Source organism: Chitinophaga sp. 30R24, assembly GCF_049056765.1.
Classification (GTDB): Bacteria; Bacteroidota; Bacteroidia; order Chitinophagales; family Chitinophagaceae; genus Chitinophaga.
This window is the reverse complement of the sequence record NZ_JBJGXX010000011.1, coordinates 19,863-42,951: the sequence shown is the minus strand read 5'-3', so window position 1 is coordinate 42,951 and position 23,089 is coordinate 19,863. Positions and strand designations below refer to the sequence as shown.

Below are 23,089 nucleotides of genomic sequence, written 5' to 3'. Positions count from 1 at the left end.
TCACGGGCAAAGAAAGCGGTGTGCCTTGCCTCTTTACCCGCCGCAGGATTATTTTTCAAATAATTGTTTAATCATGTTTACCGTTCGTTCTAACGCTGTGATAGCAAGATTGGAGCCACTGGGCAGACACAGGCCATTTTTGAATAAAGTTGCTGATACGCCATTGAGATAAGCGGGCGCCCCTTCAAATACCGGCTGCAAATGCATTGGCTTCCACAGTGGCCTAGACTCAATATTCTCTTTTTCCAGGGCCAAGCGGATCATTTCCCGGCTAACACCTTTGCTAAGCACCGGATCTATCAATACAGTAGATAACCAACGGTTACTAAAAAAGCCTCTGGGCTCTTGCAAAAAGCTTACACCGGGCAGGGCAGACAATTGGGTCTGATAATAATGGAAATTATCCCGCCTTTTAGCTATGCGGTCTTTCAATACCAACATCTGGCCACGGCCAATGCCTGCACATACATTGCTCATCCTGTAGTTATAACCAATATGGCTATGCTGATAATGAGGTGCCGCATCCCGGGCCTGGGTAGCCAGGAATCTCGCCTGCTGTATATCCGCAGTATTATCGCCAATTAAAGCGCCACCACCACTGGTGGTAATAATTTTATTACCATTGAAACTAAGGATACCCATTTTACCAATGCTACCACAAGCCTGTTGTTTATAAAAGGAACCGAGCGCTTCGGCTGCATCTTCAATAACAGGGATATCATAATAGTTAGCTACTGCCATGATCTCTTCCATGTGGGCGGGCATGCCGTACAAATGTACCGGGATAATAGCCTTGGGCTTTTTACCTTTGGCCAGCCGGTCTTTCACCGCATGTTCCAACAATAGGGGGTCCATGTTCCAGGTTTCTGGCTCACTATCCACAAACACAGGAGTAGCGCCTAAATAAGTAATTGGGTTGGCAGAAGCGGAGAAAGTCATGCTCTGGCAGATCACTTCATCGCCCCGGCCTACGCCGGCCAGCACCAGGGCCAGGTGCAAAGCAGCCGTACCAGATGACAAAGCAGCTACCTGAGCCACTCCGGTAAAAGCCGCCAGGTCTTCCTCAAAGCCATCTACATGCGGGCCTAATGGAGCAATCCAGTTAGTATCAAAAGCTTCTTTTACAAACTCAAATTCTGCGGTTCCCATATGAGGAGAGGATAACCATATTTTAGTGTTCATTGTTGTATTATTTTGCTAAATGATAATTATCTTTTACGTGCGGGATTGCCTACGGCTGTGCTATAGGTAGGAATATCCCTAGTAACCACTGCGCCGGCGCCGATTACTGCCCATCTGCCAATGGTAACGCCGGGAATCACCACGGCGCCGGCGCCGATGTGTGCACCTTCCCCTATAGTTACATTGCCACAAAGGGCTGCATTAGGGGAGATATGCACATAGTCTTCCAACACACAGTCGTGGTCTACTGACGCATTGGTATTAATGATACAATGCCGGCCAACGTTAACATCGGCGTTCAGGGTGGCGCCAGCCATCACTACCGTACCGGCGCCAATAGTAGCCGTAGGCGAAATATTAGCGCGTTGGTGCAGGGCGCGGCCAAAAAGAACAGGCAGCGATGCTGCTACTTTTTTTCTGATGGCATTATTACCGATAGAAACAATCATCTCCTGTATGCCTACATCGGCAAAAGCAGTAACGGCATACTCCCATAACTGCCTGATATCCGGATTGTCGTCGAACAAGCCCTCCACAAGTATTCCCTGCGACTGCAAGATTTCTATGATCACTTTGGCATGTCCACTGGCGCCATATAAATACATAACTGATTAATTTAACTGTTTACCCATTACCCATAAAACGCTCCATGGTAGCAACATTAGCAGCACTGATCCCTTCCGACTTCAAGACCTTTTGCACGGTCATCCCTAAGATTTTCCAATCTAACGCCGGGCTAAGATGATTTACATACCATACATCATATTCGAACTTCTGTTGCCAGCTAATTGCATTACGCCCGTTCACCTGCGCCCAACCTGTAATACCCGGCCTCACTTCATGACGCCGCAATTGCGTTTCATTATACAATGGAAGATAATCTACCAATAATGGCCGGGGTCCTACAAGGCTCATATCTCCTTTTAATACGTTGATGAGCTGCGGTATTTCGTCAAGCGAAGTTTTCCGGACAAACCTGCCGATGGGCGTGAGCCGGATCTCATCCGGCAATAATTGCCCACCGGCATCCTTACGGTCGTTCATGGTTTTGAACTTAATCACGCGGAAAATACGCCTATTTCTGCCAGGCCGGGGCTGCAGAAAAAAGGGCTTGCCATTGTTAGCTACTGCCAACAGCAAGGTTAGCAACAACAACACGGGTGCTAACAACAGCAATGCGATCAAGGCGATCAGGCCGTCTTGCAGGGGCTTACCTATGTTCTTGTACCAATGCATCTTTAATAGTGATTTCTTTAGTTACTTTTTTTCTGATATAGTTCAGGTAACGGAGGGCCAACACCTGACGGTCGAAATGCTGCCGTGCATAGCGGAAGCCATTCTCCCCTTCTCCCTGCACACGCTTTGGATCATTCAGATATTGGCGGATAACAGTATTATAAGCAGCTATATTCTCCGGTTCCACATAGCAGCCCGCTTCCGCAACTTCCACCAATTCTCTTGATACGCCATCGATGGCCATAAGTACCGGCTTTTTGCAAGCCATGTAGTCGAAGGTTTTATTGGAATACACTGTTTTGAAAGTATCTACCTTCTTCAATACAGAAGCGCCCATATCGGAGGCCAGGATATATTTGAATACTTCCTGTTTAGGCACCGCATCCAGGAAACGCACATTCTTTACTTGTTTCTCAACCGCCAGTTGCTGCAGCCGTTTTTTTTCCATCCCCTGCCCTATCAACAAGAACAATACCGGCGTGTCTTCCAACACTTTGCCTGCATCCAGTAACTGTTCCAGGTGATTGGCGACTCCATGCGCCCCCACATAGGTGATCACAAACTTCCCTTCTAACTGATGCTCCCGGCGAAATGCAGCAGCATCGAAGGTTTGTAGTAAATGATCAGACAAAGAAAAATCTGCTGCATTGGGGATAAAAATCAATTGTTGCTCCGGCACTTGCTTTTTATCACGTAGTGTATTGTAGAAAGCAGGCGTTAATACATTGATGAGGGCTGCTTTGCGGTAAATAAAATTTTCTACCCAATAGGCCAGCCGGATCACCATTTTATTTTTCAGCACACCGGTATCAATTGCGGATTCCGGCCACAGGTCGCGCACTTCAAACACAAGGGGCATCCGTTTCAGCCTCGATAACAGATAGCCCGTAAAACCTACGAATAAAGGAGGCGAAGTAACGATCACCACATCAAAAGTGCCTTTTACTTTAAAAAGCCCTGCCCACAAGGAAGAGAACATAAAAGAGAAATAGCCCCACAGCCTTCCCAGGAAGTGCTTATTATAAGATTCCGATACATGGCAACGCCATACTGTTACTGCGCCTTGTTGCTTCTTTACAAAATGCTTCCCTTTATATTCGGACCTTTTGGCCGAACCGTTGTAATGCATCATGCCTCCCAGCACGGTCACTGTAGCGCCCTGTTCTGTCCAGGTGCGGGTGATCTCATTCCACCGGGAACCTCCCGGATCATCTTCTTCTAAAAAATACTGGTGTATCAATAAAATTTTCATGGATAATTAAATTATGATCTCAGTAATAATAGTATCTGCACTGGTAGTAAACAGGATAGCGTGATTATCCTCCCTGGCGCCATACAGCGAAGCATACCAACCCGGCTTGTACAATGGCTGTAACAAACTCCTATGGCTGTCTTCTGCCTTCAGGACCATTTTCTCAGGGCACATCGTATGCCATAGCTGCCGCATCACCGCCCATGCCGGTTTATGTTGTATATAATCTTTGACAATCCATACCTGCGCTCCCTTCTTTTTTCTTACCTGCCGGACATGCATAATATCCGGCGCTACTTGCTGAAAAGCATGAATAGCGCCTTCCCAAACATATTCTTCCTCAGTTTCGTATAATCTTGCCCGTAAACACTGTGTCCAATTATACCAGATAAAGCGCGGGCCTTTCTGCATCTGATCGTAGTTATCCAGCATAACGGTATTATGGGAAGCCGTGCCCATAAAGTAACGTAGCGTTTCCGCATCGGTATTGTATTTATAACTACCTGCATCCATTAGCAGGTTTTCCTCTCCGTGCCATATATCCAGGTGAAGATTATCTGCCTGTGAAGGCCGGTCTTTATGGTTGCCACAGCGGAGCATCGTTAACGTAGACTGTTCCCGGCAAACGAAATATCCCCCTTCATGGAACTGGTACAATACCCGGTCCTTTTCCAATACCGTATCACCCCAAACACCGGGTTGCAGACCATACCAGTATACCTCTTCATAGCATACCGGTATTTCCGCGTCTAATTGCAGTAATACAGATAATGCCTGTAACTGAGGACGGTAATCCCGGTAGTGCTGATCGCTGAGCCGGAAAAACAGAGCACCATCATTAGCGCCATAATTGGGTAGCCAGCCATTACTATCATTCATGCATACACGTAAAAATCGTAGCGACTTCGCCGCTTTCTCCTGAACTACCGGCGCAAAGCTTTCTCTATTGAGCGCAGCCAATTGCAGGCCCCAGGTAAGCAGTTGTACCACTACCCGGTGGTAGTTCATAGAAAATTGCAGAAAAGTGCCATCCTCATAGATCTGGTAACCGATTTCTTCTTCAAACCATTGTCTTCCTTGTTGTTTCCATGCAGCAGCGCCAGGCAAGGCAGGGTAAAGCAAACCTCCCAGGTACAATGCCAATGTTTCGGTGATAGCATGATTATTCCGTACCGCTATACGGGAGAAATTGATATTATGATATACGTGGTGCAGTTGCCAATATATGGCATACTGTATTTGATCAAATACAGTAGTAGTAAGTGCCGCCGAATGCCGGTAGAAATACAATGCGAAGGTCCAGTTGAGCACCCTTAAACTAATCTCCTGGCTACATTTATAATGTGGGCCACTGTTTACCGGGTTCGCTTTTATCCAGGATAAAATGTCCCCGAAAACCAATGCAGCATTATCTTCCCCAAAATGATGATCGTACCGGATAATATCATACAGGTAAGCAAAACGGGCTTTTTCCCATACATATTTAATATCTCCGGCAACGGCGCTGTAGTCATTAATCTCCGTCCAATGTGCTGTCTCATCGTATACGAATCCAGTATCCGGATTTTTCATCCAGCTAAAATCTTTCCCTATTGGTAATACTACTCCATTAAAAAAAGATAGTTTTCCTTCCTTTATTTGTTGGAACCGTTGCGCTAATTCAGGCGTAGCACAACGGGGCACTTTTACCTGTTCCCGGCTATGAAAAAAAAACGATACAGATTGTTTTTGCCATTCTTCCAACGACAGGTAGCGCTGAAACGGCGGCGCCTGAGGAAAACGCTTCTTCAGGCGGCCGGATCTCCGGTTCAGCTCATGAACAGAACGGAATGCTATATAACGCCAACCCATATTCCGCATTACTTTCAGTCCATTTATAACTGTATTCAAACTACTCATATGCTACTGCTGGTTGCTTTTTCACCTCAAATAATTCTATAATTTTCTGTGTGATCCTTTCGGCTGTTTTACCATCCCATAATGCCGGGATACCACCTTTTTTCCAACCGCCTTCAAACAAGCGCTTCATGGCCGGCGCCAGGGCTGCCGGGTCTGTACCCAACAACTCATTAGTGCCGGTGATGCAGGTTTCCGGCCTTTCTGTGGTATCCCTCAATGTCATACAAGGAACACCCATCACGGTTGTTTCTTCTGTGATGCCGCCGGAATCCGTGATCACCGCCTTGGCATTCTCTACGAGGTAATTAAATTCGAGATAACCCAGTGGTTCCACCAGGTGCAGCCGGGGATGTGCAATAGCTATCTTTTCCAATTTTTTAGCGGTGCGGGGATGTACCGGGAAAACAACTGGTAACTCACGGCTGTTGCTCATAATTTCATTGATGAGCAGTGTGAGATTAGCCTCCTGATCTACATTAGCGGGCCTATGCAAGGTCATTACAAAGTATGCCTGTGGCTGCAAACCAGCGGTATGCCAAATGGGAGGAGGCGTAAAACGCGACCGTTGCTGCAGGAGTGTATCAATCATCGTATTGCCTACAAACACAATCTGATCGGACGTTTTACCTTCTTTTTGCAAATGCGTGTTAGCGATTACCGAAGTAGTGAAAAAATAATCAGTGATGGCATCTGTTACCAACCGGTTTACTTCTTCCGGCATCGTAATATCGCCTGAGCGGATACCTGCTTCCACATGCGCTACTTTAACCTGTAGCTTTTTAGCCACTATCGCGCAGGCCAGGGTAGAGGTAACATCACCTACTACCAGCAACAGATCGCAGGGATGGGCCATCAACTCTTTTTCGAAACGCACCATGATGTTGGCCGTTTGTTCTGCCTGGGTGCCACCGCCCGATTCCAGATTAACATCCGGTTCAGGTATACCCAATTGCTCGAAAAACGACTGGCTCATGTTTTTGTCGTAGTGCTGCCCGGTATGTACCAGGCGATAACTGATAGCGTAACCTTCCCGCTGCTTTTGCGTAATAGCAGCAATAACAGGCGCTATTTTCATGAAATTAGGGCGCGCCCCCGCAATGATGGTTAACTTCATATTGATATGGTTTTAGTATATAGCCTGTAATAGCCAGCAGTAATAACCGGCTGTTACAAACAGGTTTTCAATATTTATGACGCCGCTACGTTTATGCGATCATCGTTTTATAAAGTGCTAATAATTGTTCACCTCCATTCGTTAAATGGGAAGGACTATACGCTTTTTCACCAGTTTGTAACTTCCTGACAGCCGCTTCAATTTCCCATTCGTTAAGCGCTACCAACTGGGCGCCAGCCGGCCTGTTCACCACATCAGTTGCCAATACCTGCTTGCCCAGGAACAGGGCTTCTTTTACCGACAAAGAATCTCCATCTGTTGTTGTGATCCTTAAAAAGATATCCGACAGCTTCAAAATCTCAAAGAAAGCATGTGGCTCACTGATCAGCAGGATATTAGACGTTAGCGTATATCCCTGTTCTTTCAGATAAACCTCATATTTACCAGAGGCATCAGAAATAATGAGGGCCGCTTCCGGTAACGCCTGAAAGATCTTTACCAACAAAGTGATCTGGTATATTTCCTTGCCTGTTTTATCAATGGATACGGCAGAAGCATTGGTAGCAAATACCCTTGTATGCTTTGCCTGCATTTCCAATACCGCTTTATGTATAACAGGCGCCAGCGCTTCCAGGTTTTGTGGCGGAATAAAAGCGCCAATCAGGCGGGTACGTTTATTCCATCGTAAGCCCTTATCCAGGCTTTTCTGATTCAGTACGATCGGCATCCAGGCAATGCGGAAAGCCCATTGGTCCAAGAGGTTGTACCACCAGTGATGCCGGCCCAGGTTACCATGTAAAGTAAAAAGCATTTTTTTACCCAATACTGTACCTATCAATACAAACAGGCAGCGCACTACGGGATGGTATATATGGAAATGGATATACCGGTGTTTCAACAGTTGTACCAGCACAGCGCCTTTCCTACTTCTCCTGAAATCTATAAACGTATAATGATAGCTGTTATTACCCAGGTATTGCAACAACCTTTGTATGTGTACCGTTACACCACCTATAGGAGGTGGCATGGTAGCGAATATCAATAGTTTGGCGGGTTGTTTCATATAGTTTATTTTTCCAGTTCGTTGATCATTTGTGTTCTGGCTCTATCTCCTGTTTGCGGATTACTTGCGTCTGACAGCACTTCCTGGCAGCGTTTGGCAGCAGCACTTTTCCCAAAACGTTGGGCATATGCCTGCAATAACATATAGTCTTCTACTCCCATTTTAAAACCTTCCCATCTCCTACTGGAAACCACCTGCTGCCCATCATCATATACCACTGCAAAATCGGCCGAGCTACCATCAAAATCATCCCATAAAGACCGGGCATTTTTATCGTGCCCCGCATCGGCATATTGCCAGAACCCGATTCCGGTAAGGTTATTGGCAAAAGCTTTCCAGGCCATAAGACGGTAATAGGCATAAGGTGATAGCGACTTGGTAGGCTTTTTTGTATCGTATAGCCATACCCGTTTGGCAGACATGCCCAGTTCACGATATGCACGCAACACATTATCGTTATCGTAGAGTTGCAGGATATCCGCCTGGCCCGCAAGGCTGTTCAGCACCATGCCATTAGACACGGTTACAAAGATCTTTGCATTTTTACGGGCTTGTTTAATGGCGGATGTAAACTGCTTAAAAGCAGGCAATTGCGCCGGTTTAATTTCATCGAAAGGATACAAATAAATATGCTCTGCTGCAATGCCCTGACGCTGTAATGCCGCCACCATATCGTCGTACCAACTTAAAAAAGCAGCAGATATAAAGTTGTTCTCTTTACCCGTGAGATTAAAGAAAAGCAGCACGTTTTGAAATCCCTTTACATAAGACAGGTACTTCTTCAATTTTTCATTTTTGTCAACAGGAGTACCTGGTAACAATATGCCCGGATGAAACACATAAGTGTTTACATCATGTTGTAACAAATCCTGCCGGGCCTGCTCTTCCCTCCCATTAAAAAAGGGCTCATTGAAATAAGGCCATACATTCACATCTGGTTTATATTGGCGGTAATCTGCCAGGCTACGGGCTCCCACAGCAAAGGTTACCTGTTGGCTTTCTGCACCAGCGCTTAATTTAAATAAATAAGTACCCTTGTTAGCAGCGATAGCCTTTACCAGTAATAACTTAGATTCATTGGGCGAGAGCACTACAGCCGCGCCATTTTTTACCGGCATCAGGGCATCCGGCACTATTTTAAAATCCCTGCTCTTCACAGGCTTAGCCCAATACAATTGATAGCTGATCCCCTGCTCTAGCGCGGGAAAAGACACCTGCACTGTTTGCGTAGCTGCAGTGGCGTTATTGAGGACAAAAGCCGCATATTCAGAAAAACCTTTCAGCGTATGTACAATAACGTTAGTAGCAACGCTGTTGCTGCCAGCATCTGCCAACGGGGAAGACAACAACCACAACGAAATACCTTTTCCCGTAGCAGCAGCCATTTGTTTGTTTGCAGATAAATCCTGCTTATTGCTGCTGTTAGCAAATCTTTTACTAATAGTTTCCTCCCGCTGCCGCGCAACAAAAGCGTTTAACCCATCGGTAGTCAGCGGGGATGATTTTTTTTCGATGTTTTCATTACCAGTAAATACCTGCACTTCATCCGTAAAGAAATAACTGCCGTTAGGCACTACAACCAGTTTTATATACCTGCCCGTTATACCGATCCCCTGAAGCGTTAAGGGTACAATACGGTAGTATTCGTCCTGTACTGAAGGTTGCACCAGATCGCCGGCAAACTGCCAATGTTGGGCATCACTGCTAATAAATGCCAACACATTCAGCGGTAAGTTTACCTGTGCTTTCTGCCCCGTCACCGAATTGAGCATAATGGCCCCTACAGTAAGCAAACGGGGTAAAGTAAGGTCAATGGTGATCTGATTAATATTCTGCCACCCAAGTGTACCAGAGTCTTTCCACATGGATAAACCACCGGAATATTTTCCGTCCGTTAAAAAGGCTGCCTGGCTCTGGTTTTTCGTAAGACTGTAATTCGGCGCGGGGCTAACCTTACACTGCAATCCGGATATTGCCTGCTGCGACATTACTTCGCACTGCATCCCCAAAAGGATACAAGTAACGATGCCTACAAAAAAGAATATCAACTTCATCATAACAAAAAAAATCTGTCATTTTATCAACGCGTAAACGAATATCAATCCAGCATAAGCGAGCAGGGACGATATGACCAACCGTTTCCGTGTGGCCGTATCAAGCGATAAATACCCGCCGGCAAAAACCAGATAAACCACCGGGTATATAGCCATAATCCTCCTGGTATCGGCATTAGAGCTTGCGCCTAATATCAACAACACCCCAATCAGAAACAGAAAGCGGATCTCCCGGATCTTAAAGAAAGGATTGCGGGGTTTTATGACTGTAGTATAAATCACCACAAACCATATTATAAACCAGAACAGCGCTGCTATCGCCCAGGGAAAGAAAAAAGGGTTCTCCCCCAGCACCACATAAAAGGGAAAAGGCAATGTTTGTGAGAATAGACCTACTACAATATGGCGGATACCAAAAGGCAATTTCAACAGCATACTTCCCAGGGACCCTAATCCCGCATTAGACATGGAAGAATCGAGATAGTTTTCACTGGTGCTTTGTATCGTATTAAACCCTTGCTGCAGGTATACCAACTGGGTAAGTGCCGGTAATGCTAACAATACCAAGATGGGTATTTTAAATTTATTCAGCGTTTTATTATTCTTATCAGTGACCAGCAGATAGATATATGCCATTAAATAGGAGGCAGAGAAGTAGCCATGCTCCGGCCGGAACAAATAGATCAGCACTGTTAACGTTAATGCATATACGATACCTCCCATGCCTTTACGATGAATAATCAACAGAAAGTACAATCCAAACAATAGCCCTATATGCACATCTCTCAGATAGATCGCAGAAAAGAAAAAGTTATAGGAAAGAAAAGCATACACCATAGTTAACTGCACACTGATAACCGTGTTAATGTAGGTAGATAAGATACTGAACAAAATCACCACTATAAATGCAGCACAAAAAACAATCTGTAATTTCTGTAATACCAGGGTATTGTTATCAATACTTTTAGCGAAGAAACCCAATACACTAGACAGCCAGGCAAAGCCCTTCCAATCGGACGCAAAGAAGTCGTGGCTGTAAAAATCTGTGATCTCCCCTATACTGCGCATAGCGGCCACCTTATCGATATAAGTATAAAAAGTAACAGCATCCTTTGCGTAGAAAACATCACGGAAAGGGTCTTGTATATATAATGTATCTGTTACCAGCATAAAGATGCCATATACCAGAAAGAAACCCAGAAACAAGCGGAATGCGATTTCCCGGCGGCCGGCATCTTTAAACATAGCCATGATACCCAGTGCCCCAACGAGCAACAGGAAGATATTGAACAGAAAAGTCGCCACACTAACGGATACCAGCCCGGCAACGCAGGCAAATACGAAGTTCAGTAACAACAACAAATTAATATGGGCGTTCTTATACTTCATTCCCCGCTGTATTAATGATTTTTTCGGCCATTTTTACGTTAGAGAACTGCTGCATCGCCCTTTGCCAGGCAGTGATTTGCAGGCTGGCCCGTAATTCACCGTCCTGCAGCACAGCCATCACCTTGCTGGTAATGGCTTCTTTAGACAGCGGATCTACCAGGTACCCCGTTACCCCATTCACCACTGCTTCATTGGTGCCGCCACGATTACCGGCGATAGAAGTTTTTCCGCAGGCAGCCGCTTCGAGATATACCAACCCAAACGATTCATAAAACTGACTGGGTAGAATAAACAAGTCGCAGGCAGCCAGGTATTCAGACAGCACTTCCCTGGAAAGACCACCAGTAAAGTATACATGCTTTTCCAGGCGCAGGTTTTTCACCTGCTGCTGCAAAACAGGCAGCCAGGCACCATTACCGGCAATAATGCATAACAGGTCTGGTATTGTTTTTACTATTTCCGGGAGACTGGCAATCACCATCTCCTGACCTTTTTCCTTCACCAGGCGGGAAGCACTGAGTAATACACGGCGATGCGGCTCAATCCCCAACCGGGATCTGATGCCGGCAATCTGTGACGGCATTCTCTGGTAAAAGATATCAGTGTCTATTCCATGCCGGATCAGTTCCAGATTGGCTTTAAAAGGGGTTTGCATCCATGCTTCATATTCTGCCTCACTAACCACTACGATTTTCTTTTGCAACCGTAAAAAACGATCCATGCGACGCTGCATCCCAAAAGCCTTCAGCATAGCGGAAGGCTGTTCAAAAAAACTGGTTCTTTCACCACCATGCAACACCGAAAGGGAGCGGCCAGCCAGCTGTTTTAATGCGGGCTGGAACAGGGCGCCCATTTTCTTGGCGCGGGCATCACTGAATAAAACGATATCGAAATCCTGCTGTTGCAGCAATTGCTTCAACCGACGGAAAAAGAGGTAAAAGTGAATATATTTTTGGGCAGGAATAGTATAACAACGTATACCATATTTTTCTTCAAAAGCTGTCAGGAAGGCCTCATTATGAGCAGTACGGTAGGTAAGCAGGCTTACCTGGTGGCCATTTTTTACCAATCCTATCGCCAGGTCGTGCGCATACACGCCTGCCCCTCCGATGATAGGTGGAAATTCATAAGATATGATTAAAACATTTTTCATACACTCCATTCATTGCAGATATACCCCTCTACCTCCTTTCCCTCATAGATCACTCCTGGGTTACCCATTACCAATGCATTAGACGGAACATCCCTGTTCACGTATGCACCGGGTGCTATTAAAACATTGTCCCCTATATTTATTTTACCTACTATCACTGCGTTGGAACCTATCCATACACGATTGCCTACTACCGGCACACCGGCCAGTTTTCCCCGGCTAGCCTGCCCGATCACTACACCCGGTGAAATATTTACATTATTCCCTAATTGTGCACGCCCATTAATCACAATAGTGCCGAAATGCCCGATATATAAACCATACCCTATCCGGGTAGTATGGGGTATCTGAAAACCGAACTTATAGGAATAGTGCCGCAATATCAACCGGAGAAATAGCCGGAAGGGTGCAGCAGCTCCTTTGTATAACCGAAAAAAAAACATGAACCGGAACCCTTCTATCAGCAAGAAAGCTTTCAGAAAGGTGCGTACATCAGTTTTACCATGATACCGGTGTAAATCAGATTTTATTAATTGCCCTACGCGCATAACTATCATTTTACATTGTGCTCTAACAACTCATGAAAAGCGCCCTTGATCTTCCGGCTATACTCTACCGGTTGGTTACCCGGCAGGATATATTCCTGGTGGAAAGATTTCAATTTCTGTGAAATCAGATAGGCTTTCACGTTACACCGGTGTTTCATGGCCAGGATGAGCGCATGCATTCTGCCAGAATACACCTCAGAGGCCGATTGGTACAACACGCTCAAATCTTTTACTGAAGCCAGGCTGGCTACGGGTAATGCCAATTGGTAGTGCTGCTGCACATAATCACGGAAAGCCATGGTTTCTGCTGCATCGCTGAGGGTAGTATAAAAAAGCTCCACCAACAATCCCTGACTCATATAGTCTTTTACCACCGCCCACCACTCTTCATAATAATCGGTACTGGTTTTACCTGGAAGGTTATATTTTGCAAACACCTCGTTATAACTGGTAATGCCTACCAGCGCCTTTTTCATGGCAGGCTGCCCTACTATCTTATTTTGTTCATTGTAGAAAGCAATATCCGGGGTTAGCCATGCTTTATGGCCGAATTTCTCTTGCAGACTGGCCTGGGAGAAGGTATCCCTTACCCAAATAAGATCTGCCTTCGCAAGGGCTTTCGCAAAAAGCTGTTGTTCTTTCTTATTAAAAGTAGTGCCTACACCTACCCCTATGAGGTAGATCTTTGCCCTGCTGTATTTTTTTGCCAGGAAAGTCCACCAATAAAGCGCAATAGCAAACCTGCTGGGATAGTTTTTTCCGGAAGATTCTATCAGCTGCCCGCCGCCGATCACAATCATATCATAATTTCCCTGCTGTAGTTTGGTGCGGATGTATTTGAAATTGATCCCGATCCAGTATAACCAGACCAGTTTGAGCCTGGTTTTCTTGCGAAGCGACAAAGCCGGGGGGGTAATCGCACCTGCAGTGGCGCCCAGGTAATTATATACGGGCAAGCCAGGCATACCCGGGTTAGTGAAATAGGCAAAATCCGTATGGATATGATGGTCCTGCAGCAAAGCCATCATACTTTCGCGGATGGCCTGGTCGCCCAGGTTATTGGAAAAGCCCTCATTAATGATCAATGCCTTTTTCATATACGTCTTCTTATCAATTTTCCGATTAACAATCGCTGGTCTTTATTCAAACTAACAAACCAGGCAAATGGGAGACTACAGATGCCAATAACGATAGCCGAAAGGCACAAAGTGCCCCAGGAGCCTGGTAACAGCAGTTTCCTACTGCACCACGACAATAACAACACCCATATAAACAGTCCAACGCCTCTCAAAATGCTGGGATAATAGAACCAGGGCTTTTGCTGTAGTATCTTTGCCGCATAAGTAGGTGAGAATATCAGGTTCTTCACCGTTAGAAGCACTGCAGAAACAATTGCCACACTATAAATACCCCAGTCCAAAAACTTAATCACCAATATACCCAGTACCAGATTCAGTATGCCTACAAAAAAAGAAGTTAGTCCGGGTACTTTTACCTTGTTATATACCGAGTTAACAGACAGGATGGGTAATACCGATAGATTGAATATCAAGTGCCCGGTCAGCAAAATCATCAGCGGATAAAAATGCGTAAACCGTTCTCCTACCCATAACCGTAATATCACATCGGAATAGGCTACAATAATACCTATCGGTACTGCCAATACTAACCCCATAGCTACTACGGAGTATTTTGAAAACTTTACCAGGTTATCAAAATCTTTCTCCGCATAGTATTTATACACTACCGGCGTAAAAATGGCGACAAACACGCCGGCAAAAGAACGTAGCAGTGTATGCCACTGGGCTACTGTACTGAATTCGCCGGTGGCCGTGGCCCCATAATATTTATTCAGCAGGATGATATCTATATTAATAAAGAGCAAAGTACCTATCTGATTAATCACCAGCCAGAAGCTCATGGAAGCCACATAGCGCACAATCTTCCTGTCGAAATTGGTTAGCCGTAGTTTCAGGAAAGGAAACTTCCGGACGATCCATATCAGCGCGGCCACAAACGATACCAGGGAGGCCAGAAAGAAAGCAATTCCTATCAGACTTAAACCGGTAGAAATATTGAGCAGTAAAAAGGTTAACACCGTTCTTACTACTATTTCCAGGACGGCAATAATGCGCTGTATATATATTTTATTGGACGCAAATGCCGGCACCAGGAAAAGGCCGCGGATAAACGTCAGGATAAAGGAGGTGATAATGGCGATGAACACCCATCTCATTTCTCCCTCCGGGTATCCCCTATAACTGATTACGTCTTCTATCCTGTACAGCAACCAACCCAGCAGCGGTAGTATGCATATGATCAATCCTATGGCCGAAAAGATCGATGAAGCATAAATCGCATTGGAAGTATCATGATCATCCTTTCTCATGGCCAACGTAAAGTTCCTGCCTACAGCCGCATCAATCGCTATAGTGATAATAGACAAGTAAGCACTGAAAGACGTAGCCAGGGCTATGATACCATATCCGTCTACACCTATTTTTGCGATGTAGAAGGGCACCACAACGAGCCCCAGTAAAATATTCAAGATTAAAGCCAGGATGTTTGTTCCCAGGTTTAACGACATTTCATAGCTTACCCCTTTCGTTGACATTTGCTATCAATTTCCAAATTAATCATATATGTATCTGCGTTATATGCTTATAGCCTGCCGTCTACCAGACTTCTATCTACACAGGCTTTGGTATCAAATATGACACCATTGTTACGCCTGTACTTCAGGTAATCAAAGGTTAAAAACTCTTTATGTGCCACCGCTACTATAATGGCGTCATATACAGCGGCTTTATCTATTTCGTTCAGAATATGAAGACCGTATTCTTCTTCTACTTCGGCAGGATCGGCCCAGGGATCGTAAATATCCACGTTTAACCCAAACTGTTTCAGTTCGTGGTAAATATCCACTACGCGGGTATTTCGCACATCGGGGCAGTTTTCTTTGAAGGTAATACCCATGATCAGCGCCCTGGAGCCTTTAATTTTATGGTCTTTATCGATCATCAGCTTTACTACCTTGTTTGCCACAAAATGACCAATATGGTCATTTACCCGGCGGCCGGAGAGGATCACCTGGGGATGGTAACCTACAGCTTCTGCTTTATGGGCCAGATAGTAAGGATCTACGCCAATGCAATGGCCACCCACCAATCCTGGCTTATATTTCAGGAAGTTCCATTTGGTGCCGGCAGCTTCAATCACGTCTGTGGTATCAATACCTATTTTATCGAAGATGAGGGCCAGTTCATTCACGAAAGATATGTTCACATCGCGCTGGGCGTTTTCAATAGCTTTGGAAGCTTCGGCCACTTTAAGGCTGGGCGCCTTATGGGTACCTGCTTCTATGATAGAACCATATAGAGCGTCTACCTTATCTGCAATTTCCGGGGTAGAGCCGCTGGTTACTTTCTTGATTTTGGTGAGGGTATTCACCTTATCACCGGGGTTGATCCTTTCGGGAGAATAGCCAACGAAAAAGTCGGTGTTGTATTTCAGGCCGGAAGTTTTTTCCAGCACCGGCACACAATCTTCTTCGGTACAACCAGGATAAACGGTAGATTCGTAAATCACCAGGTCGCCTTTTTTGAGGATACTGCCCAGCATTTCAGATGCTTTCAGCAGCGGGCGGAGGTCCGGCGCTTTGAAGGCATCTATCGGCGTTGGTACCGTAACAATAAAGACATTGTATTTTTTAAGGTCTTCTACATGAGAAGAGAAAGAAAGACCGATGTCTGCTTTCTGGGTGGTTTTAAGGGCTATCACGGCTTTCAGGTCTTCCATATTGGCTTCCCTAGTACGGTCTGCGCCGGCGGCCAGTTCATTCACCCTTTCTTTATTGATATCAAATCCAAGCACATCGTATTTCTTGCCGAATTCAATGGCCAACGGTAAACCAACGTATCCGAGCCCAATAACAGCAAGATGAATATTTTCTACGCTATTGCTATTCTTACCCATAAAATTATATATCTGTCTTTTTTAGTTTTTTTGATTCTTTTAACTTTTTCAAGTCCTTTGTGTCGCATAAAGATGCAAGACCCCGATGCATCCACGAATATACATAATATCGGGATGCTATTTTCCGTTCAGCACTGTTCCCTTTTTCCACTTTTTCAGCAATCCTTTGGTCACGTTGGTTTCATGGCCGTAGCCATAACCGTAACCATACCCGTAGCCGTACCCATACCCACTCTTGCTCCGGACATCATTGATCACAATATTGATCCGGGGCAGTTTACGTTGCAGGTACAGGTCTTTGGTGATCTGCAACTGATGTTTGAACGTAAAACAGTGGCGCACAATGTACAGGGTAGCATCCGCAAATCTCGTTAATACCTGGGCATCCGTTACTAACCCTATAGGCGCCGAGTCGATGATAATATAGTCGAACCGCTCGTTGAGCACCTGGAACAATTCTGCTGTTCTTGGCTGTAGCAACAATTCTGTAGGATTAGGAGGAATAGGTCCGGAACTAATGATCCAACAGTTTTCATGTATACCAGAAGGCCGGATCAGGGTATCTACCGGCGTTTTACCGATAACAAAAGTACTGAACCCTTCCTGATTGGAAAGCCCCAGGCGCTCCGCAATGGTTGGTTTGCGGAGGTCCATTTCCATTAATACCACCTTTTTTCCAGACATCGCCAGGATGGCGGCCAGATTGGTAGACACAAAGGATTTACCCTCCCCTCCCATACTGGAAGTAACGATCACTGATTTATTGCTGATATCCGACAATACAAACTGTAGATTGGTTCTCAACGCGCGGAACTGTTCGGCCACCGGCGTACGTGTATCCGTTTGAGTGATCATGCCATTACCTGTAATATGGCCAATTTCTCCCAACACCGGCACCGGCGTATTACTGGTAATATCCTGTTTGTTCCGTATACGCCTGCTCAATAGCTCCCGCATATAAAGATAAGCGGCAGGCAGGGTTCCCCCCAGCACCAGTCCCAGTAAAAGGATCAGAACGCGTTTGGGCTTATAAGGCAGGGCATCGCTTTTAGCATCGTCGATAACCCGGGCGATAGCCATATTGGAGGTTTTAGAAATAGCCGATTCTTCTCTTTTCTTAAGCAAGAACAGGTACAGTTCCTGTTTGATAGCCTGTTGCCGGGAGATATCCAGGAATATCCGCTCCTTTGCCGGCACCTGTCTGATTTGCTGGTTTAAGGCGCTGGCATTCTTTTCCTGCTCGTTGATACTCACCTGAATACCTCTTTTCAGAGAGGACAGGTTGCTTACCAGATCGGCCCGGATACCAGCCAGTTGCTGATCGATGTTCAATACTACCGGATTAGCAGGAGTACTGGACAATAACAGGCGTTCCCTTTCCAGCTGCAGGGTATTATAGCGCTGTACCAGCCCTACAAAAGTAGGATCTTGCACAATCAGGGAAGAAGGTACTACCCTTTTACTGTTTTCCGCATCCTGGATATATTGCTGCAGCGACTGTACCACATTGAGCTGTACCTGTTGTTCGAGCAATTGCTTGTGGACATCTCCGGTGCCCTGCACCAGCAATTTCGATTGAGCGTCTATATCGGCCAGCTGGTTATCTTGTTTAAATTGCTGGATATTTTTTTCTACCCCGGACAGTTCCTGCGTAACGATCACCAACCGGTTGTCGATAAATGCGATGGTGCTATCAGCAATCCGGTTTTTATCTTCCACGCTGGCTTTGAGGTAAGTGTCCAGAAGGGCGTTAAGTACCTTTTCCCCTTTCTCTGGTATCTTAGCGTCCAGGCTCAGGTCTATTGTGCTTACCTGTTTATTTGGAATACGCACATCCAGCAGCATCCGGTAATTGGCAGTTGTTTCATCTACCGAAGCAATTTTGATCGTATAGGCGGCCCGGGTAAAGGGAACGAATGTTTTGCTGACCGTCACCACACCTTCCTGCAGGTGCAGGGTATCGTTCCAGGTCGCAGTACGCGTGCCACGGGGCCCGGAAAGCTGAAACTGGTTAACACCCAGCGGAGAAAGCATATAGCTTACCTTGTGGATGGTATCATTCAGGGAAAGCCATTGAAACAAGAAAGGCAGATGACCATATTCTTCTGTTTCCTTTATTCTGCCTTCTGCGAAATAAGCCGTGTTCAGTTGCAGGTTACGGACTACTTTTTCCATGAGGGTACGGGACTTGAGTATTTCTACTTCATTGTCTACACTGCTTTTGTTGGAGAATACCTCCAATTGTTGCAATATCTCCTGGCCGGGGATATCACCTCCTTTCTGATCATCTTTTACCAATACTTTAGCGCTCACCTTATAACCAGGCGTAGCATAACGCAAGTATAACCAAGCTGCACACACCCCTGCAAATATAAAAATAACGAACAGGTACCAGTGCCGGAGAAAGGCATCCAAGATATAGCGGGGTGTTACCCCGCTATCTTTCTCAGGCTCCTTAAACTCATGCCCATTGCCATTCAGATGTGCAGCATGCTTTGTAAATATATGCTCTGGCATATTCGCTTATTAAAGATTTAAAAATTCACTCTCGATACTGCTACAATCAACAATGATAGTACCGACGCCATGATAGATATCCTTTTCACCTGGGTAAAATCCGTACTCGCTACTTTAGATTTGTTGGGCTCCACGTATACCACATCTCCCTGATGCAGATAAAAGTAGGGGGAAGCAAAAAGGTTACTCTGGTTAAGGTTAAACCGTATAAATTCCTTCTTTCCGCCGTTATTCCTGATCAGCATTACATTTTCACGCCGGCCATAGATGGTAAGATCGCCAGCGGCGCCCAGTGCATCCAGCAAGGTTACCTTTTCGTTAGGCATTACATAGGTAGAAGGTCTGTTTACTTCTCCCAATACCGTTATTTTAAAATTAGCAAACCTTACATTCACCACGGGATCTTTGTAATAGGCGGCTGCTCTCACTTCAATTTCCTCCCTTACACTATCAGTTGTTTTTCCCAGTACCATTACCTTTCCTATCAGCGGTAATACCACATAACCATCTTTGTCTACCAGATAACCGCTCACGCCTGCTGCAGGGGGAACAACCGGATTGCTAGTACTTGCCGGCGCCGCTGTAACAGCCGGCTGATTTAATATAGCCGTTGCCATTTGATCCAGTGTTTGAATCGTTACCTGTAAAATATCATCGACCTGTATTACCGGAGTTGTATATGCCGCCTGTTGTATCTCTTTAAAATGGATGGTATCCGGTACATCCCTGAAATAGGTAATATTTTTGGGAGATGAACAGGAGGTAACACACCCAATAACGATGCTTGCCAATAATACCCATATCCCTTTAAAATTGCTGGTGGATCGTTCAAACATACTATTATTCACTTGTTCTTTTTTTATTATCAATAGCATTTGATCAGATGATCATTTTGCCTTTATCAAGTTCCTCGTAGGTAGAATTTTTACTGATGAATTCCGGCACCAATTGCTTCATACAAGCCACGGTAGGGGTGAGATAGTGTTTCCTGGCGGATTCTATCAGTTGATCCACTTGTTCGTTCACCGCTGTAAAATCTGACGCACGCACTTTGGCGATCATAATTTTCTCGTGGTAAGTAGGCAAAGTATTTTCTGCATTATTCAATAACTCTTCATATAATTTTTCACCCGGGCGAAGACCGGTATAAATAATCTGTATGTCCTTGCCAGGTTCTTTTCCGGCCATCCGTATCATTTTCCGCGCCAACTCGGCAATCTTCATTGGTTTTCCCATATCAAACACAAATATTTCCCCGCCCTGCCCCATAGCGCCAGCTTCCAGCACCAGCTGACAAGCTTCCGGGATGGTCATAAAATAGCGGGTAATTTCCGGATGCGTTACCGTTAAAGGGCCTCCTTTCTCTAACTGTTGCTTAAAGCGGGGAATCACCGAACCATTTGACCCCAGTACATTTCCGAAGCGGGTAGTAATAAACCGGGTGGGCGGCGTACCGTATACGGGGCCTAGTTTCTGATATTGTTCGTTGAGGTGGTTATTGAAGGATTGAGAAAAAATTTCTGCAATACGTTTTGAAGCGCCCATCACATTGGTAGGGTTCACTGCTTTATCGGTGGATACCATGACAAACTTTTCTGCGCCTGATTCCACCGCCAGTTCTGCCACTACCTTCGTACCCAATACATTGTTCATTACAGCGATAGAAGGATTTTTTTCCATCATGGGCACATGCTTGTAGGCAGCAGCATGGTATACTATCACCGGCGCATATATTTCAAATAACTGTTGCATACGTACGCGGTCGCATACATTGCCAATAAAGGGGATCACCGGTACGGAGCTGTTCTTCTCTGCTATCTCCAACTCCAGTTCATGCAGGGGAGATTCGGCTTTATCGCATAATACAATCACGGAAGGATCATACTTCAGTAATTGCCGGACAATTTCGCTGCCAATGGAGCCTGCTGCACCGGTTACCAATATACTTTTTCCTTTGAGCTCCTGGCTGAGCTGTTGATTTTTGATACTGATCACAGATCTTTCCAGGAGATCTTCTATATTAATATCTTTCAGCTGTATGCTGTTGTTATTGCTACCTTCTGTCCACTGGCTCACGGGAATTATTTTTTGTACACGGATATTCAATGACATACATTCTTCCACGAGTTCATTCAGTTGCCCTGCATCGAGATGATCTTGTGGAATCAACAGCAGCGAGGCTTTGGCATGCTTTACGATCTTATATAACTGCCCCTTGCGGGCTGCATAGATGGGCAATCCTTCCAATGATTTGCCGGCATGTGCGTTAGTGGGGGCCAGGAAAGCAGTGATACGCACTTCCGAGGCGGGGTCATCGCTGATGGCCTTACGCAACATCAGGCTGGAATGCCCGGTATAATAAATAACAGCACGCGTTCTGTTTACCGCCCGGAAGTTATTGTAATACTTAAACGTCCATTTCACGAGGAGGCGATACGATAATAGCAAGAAGGTATTAATAAAGAAGCCTATCAGGATCACGGAAACGGGAAAGAGGTTCACTTCCTGCTCCAGCAGACGGCTATAGCCAATAGTAACGAAGATAGCACCACTCATCAGGTTTAATGCCGCTATACGCCCTATATCTGCGAGGCTCGTAAAGCGTACAATGCCCCGGTAGGTACTCAGTAGCAGCGAGAGGCTCAACGATACAACGATCGTTATCAGGGCTATTTCCTTTAATGGAAAAGCAATGATGGCGGCCGCATCGAAATTCAACCGAAGCAGAAAAGCTAAATTAATTGCGATGACAGAGCACCCCAGGTCTAACAGCAAGATAAGCCACGACGGGGTAATCCATGATGAATTACGCACCATAGGTTTCAACAATAAGATATGGTTATAAAAATGTACTCACTTGTCTGATCAAATTATATCCGCGCAGGTTTTTCAGGTTTTCACATAAGGCGCTTAAATAATTTTCAGATCAGGTTATTCGGTTTTTCAAATTTAATACAAAGTAAGTACTAAAATTAATACGTTCTGTTATCAAAAGGTAAAGTATTGAAAATACTTTTCAAAGTACTTTATCCCTCTTCTTCACAACAACGCATAACATTCCTGAATCGACTTTTACAAGCGATGATGAAAAATATATATCAACGGTAATTATCTTCCAAACACTGACCAGGCTGCACATTGCTGCAGATAACCCAATAGGTTATACGAAAAAACACAGATCAGCACCAAGTATCGTTAATACCCAATACCATTAAAGAAATCTTCCCTGCAACGTAACATTGATGATGAGGCAACAAGATATTTTGCTGTAACGGCCTACTCTTCTCTTGCCGCTCTAAAGTATTAAATAGATGATACATGGTCTTTCAATTTTTCTGGTTAACGCAGTTATAAAAATATGGTAAAAAATCTGCGCTAAATAATCTTACGACACAACGAATTACGCAAACACCATACCAATTTATTAAATTTTCTAATTTCTTTTACGTTAAGTTAGTGAAGTATTGAAGAAGCAGCGTACTTGTTAAAAAACAACAAACGGAGAAGGATGTACGGCATGCCAACCAGCCACTGCATGGTTTATTAGCTACCCACCCAATACCTGTAAGGGCCACACGACAGTGGATAAAAAGATGAGCACGATTACCGGGACCGTACATACGGAAACTGGGAACTACCTAAATAGGCTACACGGAAATCAATATAGATGAGCACGATTTAACAAGTAGGGATATCTGCAAACCAAG

At 45.1% G+C, this 23,089-nt stretch carries 17 protein-coding genes; all 17 read right to left on the bottom strand.

Annotated features, from left to right (window positions below):
• Positions 1-48: 48 nt before the first annotated feature.
• Positions 49-1,182: an aminotransferase class I/II-fold pyridoxal phosphate-dependent enzyme gene (locus ACDQ55_RS18125; protein WP_420982884.1), complete on the bottom strand. Its 1,134-nt coding sequence runs from the start codon at positions 1,180-1,182 to the stop codon at positions 49-51.
• A gap of 26 nt (positions 1,183-1,208) precedes the next feature.
• A complete protein-coding gene (locus ACDQ55_RS18120; protein WP_420982883.1) occupies positions 1,209-1,787 on the bottom strand; it encodes an acetyltransferase in 579 nt (192 codons plus the stop codon).
• A 19-nt stretch (positions 1,788-1,806) separates the two neighbouring features.
• The gene (locus ACDQ55_RS18115; protein WP_420982882.1) at positions 1,807-2,418 is read right to left on the bottom strand and encodes a sugar transferase; all 612 of its coding nucleotides are present in this window, start codon (positions 2,416-2,418) and stop codon (positions 1,807-1,809) included.
• Positions 2,393-3,670 (bottom strand): glycosyltransferase family 4 protein, encoded by a 1,278-nt coding sequence (locus ACDQ55_RS18110; protein ID WP_420982881.1) that lies wholly within the window; start codon positions 3,668-3,670, stop codon positions 2,393-2,395. Before ACDQ55_RS18110 ends, ACDQ55_RS18115 begins: the two co-directional genes overlap by 26 nt.
• A gap of 6 nt (positions 3,671-3,676) precedes the next feature.
• Complete coding sequence (locus ACDQ55_RS18105; RefSeq protein WP_420982880.1) at positions 3,677-5,569, bottom strand: heparinase II/III domain-containing protein; 1,893 nt, start codon at positions 5,567-5,569, stop codon at positions 3,677-3,679.
• Entirely contained in the window at positions 5,562-6,683 is a 1,122-nt protein-coding gene (wecB, locus tag ACDQ55_RS18100) for a non-hydrolyzing UDP-N-acetylglucosamine 2-epimerase (RefSeq protein WP_420982879.1), read from the bottom strand. Before wecB ends, ACDQ55_RS18105 begins: the two co-directional genes overlap by 8 nt.
• A gap of 91 nt (positions 6,684-6,774) precedes the next feature.
• On the bottom strand, positions 6,775-7,746 hold the full coding sequence (locus tag ACDQ55_RS18095; protein ID WP_420982878.1) for a glycosyltransferase: 972 nt from the start codon (positions 7,744-7,746) through the stop codon (positions 6,775-6,777).
• Positions 7,747-7,751: 5 nt separating this feature from the next.
• Positions 7,752-9,803, bottom strand: a complete 2,052-nt coding sequence (locus ACDQ55_RS18090; protein ID WP_420982877.1) for a hypothetical protein — start codon at positions 9,801-9,803, stop codon at positions 7,752-7,754.
• A 15-nt stretch (positions 9,804-9,818) separates the two neighbouring features.
• On the bottom strand, positions 9,819-11,189 hold the full coding sequence (locus ACDQ55_RS18085; protein ID WP_420982876.1) for a hypothetical protein: 1,371 nt from the start codon (positions 11,187-11,189) through the stop codon (positions 9,819-9,821).
• Positions 11,179-12,342: a glycosyltransferase family 4 protein gene (locus tag ACDQ55_RS18080; protein WP_420982875.1), complete on the bottom strand. Its 1,164-nt coding sequence runs from the start codon at positions 12,340-12,342 to the stop codon at positions 11,179-11,181. Before ACDQ55_RS18080 ends, ACDQ55_RS18085 begins: the two co-directional genes overlap by 11 nt.
• The gene (locus ACDQ55_RS18075) at positions 12,339-12,890 is read right to left on the bottom strand and encodes a serine O-acetyltransferase (protein ID WP_420982873.1); all 552 of its coding nucleotides are present in this window, start codon (positions 12,888-12,890) and stop codon (positions 12,339-12,341) included. The genes ACDQ55_RS18080 and ACDQ55_RS18075 overlap by 4 nt, the downstream gene beginning before the upstream one ends.
• 5 nt (positions 12,891-12,895) lie before the next feature.
• Positions 12,896-13,987: a polysaccharide pyruvyl transferase family protein gene (locus ACDQ55_RS18070; RefSeq protein ID WP_420982872.1), complete on the bottom strand. Its 1,092-nt coding sequence runs from the start codon at positions 13,985-13,987 to the stop codon at positions 12,896-12,898.
• On the bottom strand, positions 13,984-15,504 hold the full coding sequence (locus ACDQ55_RS18065) for an oligosaccharide flippase family protein (RefSeq protein WP_420982871.1): 1,521 nt from the start codon (positions 15,502-15,504) through the stop codon (positions 13,984-13,986). Before ACDQ55_RS18065 ends, ACDQ55_RS18070 begins: the two co-directional genes overlap by 4 nt.
• A 47-nt stretch (positions 15,505-15,551) precedes the next feature.
• A complete protein-coding gene (locus ACDQ55_RS18060) occupies positions 15,552-16,865 on the bottom strand; it encodes a nucleotide sugar dehydrogenase (protein WP_420982870.1) in 1,314 nt (437 codons plus the stop codon).
• Between the two features lie 117 nt (positions 16,866-16,982).
• Positions 16,983-19,382, bottom strand: a complete 2,400-nt coding sequence (locus ACDQ55_RS18055) for a GumC family protein (RefSeq protein ID WP_420982869.1) — start codon at positions 19,380-19,382, stop codon at positions 16,983-16,985.
• 17 nt (positions 19,383-19,399) lie between these two features.
• On the bottom strand, positions 19,400-20,257 hold the full coding sequence (locus ACDQ55_RS18050; protein WP_420982868.1) for a polysaccharide biosynthesis/export family protein: 858 nt from the start codon (positions 20,255-20,257) through the stop codon (positions 19,400-19,402).
• A gap of 4 nt (positions 20,258-20,261) precedes the next feature.
• Positions 20,262-22,199, bottom strand: coding sequence for a polysaccharide biosynthesis protein (locus ACDQ55_RS18045; RefSeq protein ID WP_420982867.1), 1,938 nt, complete (start codon positions 22,197-22,199; stop codon positions 20,262-20,264).
• Positions 22,200-23,089 lie beyond the last annotated feature (890 nt).

Coding starts and splice junctions, on each gene's coding strand:
- ACDQ55_RS18125 (WP_420982884.1), bottom strand. CDS start 1,182: ATGAACACTAAAATATGGTTATCCTCTCCTCATATGGGAACCGCAGAA.
- ACDQ55_RS18120 (WP_420982883.1), bottom strand. CDS start 1,787: ATGTATTTATATGGCGCCAGTGGACATGCCAAAGTGATCATAGAAATC.
- ACDQ55_RS18115 (WP_420982882.1), bottom strand. CDS start 2,418: ATGCATTGGTACAAGAACATAGGTAAGCCCCTGCAAGACGGCCTGATC.
- ACDQ55_RS18110 (WP_420982881.1), bottom strand. CDS start 3,670: ATGAAAATTTTATTGATACACCAGTATTTTTTAGAAGAAGATGATCCG.
- ACDQ55_RS18105 (WP_420982880.1), bottom strand. CDS start 5,569: ATGAGTAGTTTGAATACAGTTATAAATGGACTGAAAGTAATGCGGAAT.
- wecB (WP_420982879.1), bottom strand. CDS start 6,683: ATGAAGTTAACCATCATTGCGGGGGCGCGCCCTAATTTCATGAAAATA.
- ACDQ55_RS18095 (WP_420982878.1), bottom strand. CDS start 7,746: ATGAAACAACCCGCCAAACTATTGATATTCGCTACCATGCCACCTCCT.
- ACDQ55_RS18090 (WP_420982877.1), bottom strand. CDS start 9,803: ATGATGAAGTTGATATTCTTTTTTGTAGGCATCGTTACTTGTATCCTT.
- ACDQ55_RS18085 (WP_420982876.1), bottom strand. CDS start 11,189: ATGAAGTATAAGAACGCCCATATTAATTTGTTGTTGTTACTGAACTTC.
- ACDQ55_RS18080 (WP_420982875.1), bottom strand. CDS start 12,342: ATGAAAAATGTTTTAATCATATCTTATGAATTTCCACCTATCATCGGA.
- ACDQ55_RS18075 (WP_420982873.1), bottom strand. CDS start 12,890: ATGCGCGTAGGGCAATTAATAAAATCTGATTTACACCGGTATCATGGT.
- ACDQ55_RS18070 (WP_420982872.1), bottom strand. CDS start 13,987: ATGAAAAAGGCATTGATCATTAATGAGGGCTTTTCCAATAACCTGGGC.
- ACDQ55_RS18065 (WP_420982871.1), bottom strand. CDS start 15,504: ATGTCAACGAAAGGGGTAAGCTATGAAATGTCGTTAAACCTGGGAACA.
- ACDQ55_RS18060 (WP_420982870.1), bottom strand. CDS start 16,865: ATGGGTAAGAATAGCAATAGCGTAGAAAATATTCATCTTGCTGTTATT.
- ACDQ55_RS18055 (WP_420982869.1), bottom strand. CDS start 19,382: ATGCCAGAGCATATATTTACAAAGCATGCTGCACATCTGAATGGCAAT.
- ACDQ55_RS18050 (WP_420982868.1), bottom strand. CDS start 20,257: ATGCTATTGATAATAAAAAAAGAACAAGTGAATAATAGTATGTTTGAA.
- ACDQ55_RS18045 (WP_420982867.1), bottom strand. CDS start 22,199: ATGGTGCGTAATTCATCATGGATTACCCCGTCGTGGCTTATCTTGCTG.